Consider the following 3,392-nt stretch of genomic DNA (forward strand, 5'->3'; position numbering starts at 1 on the left):
TGAATGGGCACGAGGAGATTCAGCCCCTGGTGGGCGGGGTCATCAGCAAAGAGGCGCTCTGGGCTTGCACGACCTGTGGCGCCTGCATGGAGATCTGCCCGGTCTCAATTGAGCATGTCCCCAAGATTGTGGATATGCGGCGCTCCCTGGTGATGGAGGAGAGCGATTTTCCGCCGGAGGTAACGTCGCTGTTCAATAATATTGAGCGCAACGGGAATCCCTGGGAGATCAGTAACGATCGCCGCGCAGAGTGGGCTGCGGGTCTGGATGTGCCGCTAATGGCGGAGAACCCCGATGCCGAGGTCCTCTATTGGGTCGGCTGCATGGGTTCCTTCGATCAGCGTAATCGCAAGGTGGCCACGGCTCTGGTGAAGATTCTGAAGGCTGCGGGAGTGAATTTCGCTATCCTCGGTCCCGAGGAGTCGTGTACAGGTGACCCGGCTCGCCGCATTGGCAATGAGTACCTCTGGCAGATGATGGCTCAGCAGAATATCGAGGTGCTCAATAGCTACGGCTTCAATACGGCTCAGGCGGAGACCGCCTCCAATGGCCACGGCCACAATGGCCATTCTCCACGCACACGGACGATTATTACGGCTTGCCCACATTGCTTCAATACGATTAAGAATGAGTATCCACAGCTCGGTGGCCATTATGAGGTGATCCACCATAGCGTCTTCATTGATCGCTTGATTAAGGAGGGACGCCTGCGGCTCCCCGCAGGCTTCGACCACCGCAAGCTGACGTATCACGATCCCTGCTATGTTGGCCGCTATAATGGGGTCTACGATGAGCCTCGCCGCGTGCTGACGGTGCTCAATAGCAATGGGGTCACGGAGATGCGCCGCAATCGCAATAAGAGTTTCTGCTGCGGCGGTGGCGGTGGTCGCGCTTGGATGGAGGAGCGCATCGGCAAGCGAGTCAATCAGACACGCGTCAATGAGGCGCTGGAGACAGGGGCCGAGGTGCTGGCAGCGGCCTGCCCCTTCTGCATCATGATGTTTGAGGATGGCGTGAAGGGCGTGGAGGCAGAGGAGCGTCTCCAGGTCGAGGATATCGCTGAGATCGTGGCCCGCGCTTTAGAGGAGGCCGCCACAACGACTGCGGCCGGCGCCGGTCAGTAGTTCTCTTCCCTCCTTCTCTCCTCCTTGTCTCTCCCCAGCGCCCCGGTTGAGTCAACCGGGGCGCTTGCTTTTTGCCCGCTCATTGTTAGAGTTGTGTTAGAAGATCGTCAGAAAACCGTTATATGACTTGACATTTTTTGTGAGATGAGTTATACTAAGGTCGGACGAACGAAAGAGCGGGGGCCGGCGGACGCCGGAAGCAGGTGCCCGGCTGGAGCTTGAGCTGGCGCCACTCCGGCGTCGCTCGGCGGATGATGGTCGTTGTCTGGAAGCTGCGTCAAGAGCGATGAGGGCGGTGGAGGTGGCAGGAAGCAGGGACGGATGGACAGAGTGGATCTTATGACCCGAGAGGTGGCGCCCTGGTTGGGGCTGAGGGCTGGCGGCTGGTGCCGTCCCTCTCTGGGAGCTATGCTCTGGTATCTGGTGCGTAGCTGGCGATGTCTGTGGCTGAGCAAGGAGGTGTGAGCGATGACGACACTGCTGCAGTTTGATCCGTTCCGGGAGGCGCTGAGCCTGCGCAAGGCTATCGATCAGCTCTTCGAGCAGAGTTTTGTCCGTCCCGGTTGGTCGCTGGCGGGTCGTCAAGGTCCGACGGCGCTGCTGGATGCTTACGAGACTGAGCAGGGCTATCGGGTACGCTTCCTGGTGCCCGGTGTCAGGCCGGAGGATCTGGATGTGAGCATTCAGCAGAATACGCTGACGCTCAGGGGAGAGTTGCCGGCCTTTGTCGGCGCGGATGAGCAGGTGCGCTGGTTGGCTCAGGAGATTACTCCTGGTCACTTTGAGCGTAGCATCACCTTCCCCAAGCCCATTGATGCCGATCATGTAGAGTGCACCTATGAGCATGGTGTGCTGACGCTCTGGCTACCGATTAGGGAGGAGAGTCGTCCGAAGCATATCAGTGTACGCAGTGGCTCGGGCCAGCCGCTGACGGTGGAGTCGAGCCTGGCTCACTGATCGCTCGTTCGCTCATGGGTTGAGACCGAGCAGGGGTCGCCCCGACTAAGGGAGATCAGCCCCTGCTCTAGCCTGCGTCTGAGCGCGGGTAGCTTCTGTATCCGGTGTCGGTCCTTTCGTAGGGTATCCGGTTCTGACCTTCGTTGGGCTGGCTGATCTTCTGGTTCCTTAGCCTTGTCTGTCCATCGTCTCAGCTCGCTCGTCTCGGCAGGCGAGCCGACCCGCAGGAGTGGGTCGCTCCTGATAGAACAGGATGCCTGCTTGGGTCTGATCTGGTCTATCGTAGCGAGGAAAGGAGGAGAGGACTATGAACGCGCTTCTCGCCACCGGTCTCTTGCTGTTGCGCCTGACGCTTGGTCTTATCATTATGGCTCATGGTGCTCAGAAGCTGTTCGGTCTCTTTGGCGGTCATGGACTGCGTGGCACGCAGGAGATGATGAACAGGCTGGGTCTGCAACCGGCCCCATTCTGGGCCTGGGTAGTAGCACTGGGTGAGTTTGGCGGCGGTTTGTTGGTAGCCTTGGGTTTGTTGACACCCTTGGCGGTGCTGCTCCCCATCGGTTCCATGCTGGTGGCTATCGCCAAGGTGCATTGGGCTAAGGGCTTTTGGAACAGCCAGGGCGGCTTTGAGTTCAATCTGGCCCTGCTGATGATGGGCGTGGTGCTTGGCCTGACTGGCGCTGGCAGCTTCTCGCTGGACCAGGTGCTTAATTTCGCACCTCCTCAGCCACTGACCTTCCTGATTGGGCTGGTGGTCCTGGTCCTGCTGCTGCTGATCCTGATCCCGTTGGGCAATCTGTTGACCCGGCGCTCTCAGGAAGCAGCTCAGGGCGCAGCCCAGTCCTGACAGGAGATCTTCAAGCCGAGCTAGGGAGTGATAAGAGGCGCTCGCCAGTCACAGGCAGGTGCCCGCCTGGGTTGCTTCTGAGCCACTGAGCCAGCCTCGGGTACATGCCTCTTCTTTTTTTTGGCCCCTGCAGAAGAGGCAGTAGGAGATCAGGTAGACTCTTCTCCCTGCCAGGCCAGCCTATTCTTTGCGATCTGAAGCTGTGGGCTGGAGCGATGCACCGGTGAGACCCGCGGCAGACTGTCCTTTGCCAGCGCGCACTAATGAGCAGGCGATAGCAAGGAGACAGATCAGGGCCGAGGCCATGAAGGCATGGTCCATTGCCGAGGTGAAGGCCCGAGCAATGGCCGGCGCCAGGTGACCAACTGTGCCTAGGAAGACGCTGGCTACGAGTGCTGGTGGCATGGAGACAGCCGCAACGTCCAGAGCGACAGCGAAGCTGAAGATCATGCCTACGTTGCGCA

General features: G+C 59.6%; 3 protein-coding genes and 1 pseudogene. 3 read left to right on the top strand and 1 reads right to left on the bottom strand.

The genetic code is table 11. From position 1 onward, the window contains the following. The 3 genes from IRZ24_RS18410 to IRZ24_RS18420 all read left to right on the top strand — a co-directional run. A partial coding sequence (locus tag IRZ24_RS18410) for a (Fe-S)-binding protein (protein ID WP_297167577.1) occupies positions 1–1,124 on the top strand: 1,124 nt, incomplete at its 5' end. Positions 1,125–1,592: 468 nt separating this feature from the next. Then, positions 1,593–2,081 (top strand): Hsp20/alpha crystallin family protein, encoded by a 489-nt coding sequence (locus IRZ24_RS18415; RefSeq protein ID WP_297167580.1) that lies wholly within the window; start codon positions 1,593–1,595, stop codon positions 2,079–2,081. Between the two features lie 307 nt (positions 2,082–2,388). Then, positions 2,389–2,928, top strand: a complete 540-nt coding sequence (locus IRZ24_RS18420; protein WP_297167583.1) for a DoxX family protein — start codon at positions 2,389–2,391, stop codon at positions 2,926–2,928. Between the two features lie 180 nt (positions 2,929–3,108). On the opposite strand, the pseudogene IRZ24_RS18425 reads toward IRZ24_RS18420, so the two are convergent. After that, a pseudogene (locus tag IRZ24_RS18425) lies at positions 3,109–3,392 on the bottom strand (hypothetical protein); the annotation flags it as partial.

It is taken from the genome of Thermogemmatispora sp. (assembly GCF_019683755.1).
GTDB lineage: Bacteria > Chloroflexota > Ktedonobacteria > Ktedonobacterales > Ktedonobacteraceae > Thermogemmatispora.

Bases quoted from the DNA above. Each gene is read 5' to 3' on its own strand.
- IRZ24_RS18415 (WP_297167580.1), top strand. From the start codon at position 1,593: ATGACGACACTGCTGCAGTTTGATCCGTTCCGGGAGGCGCTGAGCCTG.
- IRZ24_RS18420 (WP_297167583.1), top strand. From the start codon at position 2,389: ATGAACGCGCTTCTCGCCACCGGTCTCTTGCTGTTGCGCCTGACGCTT.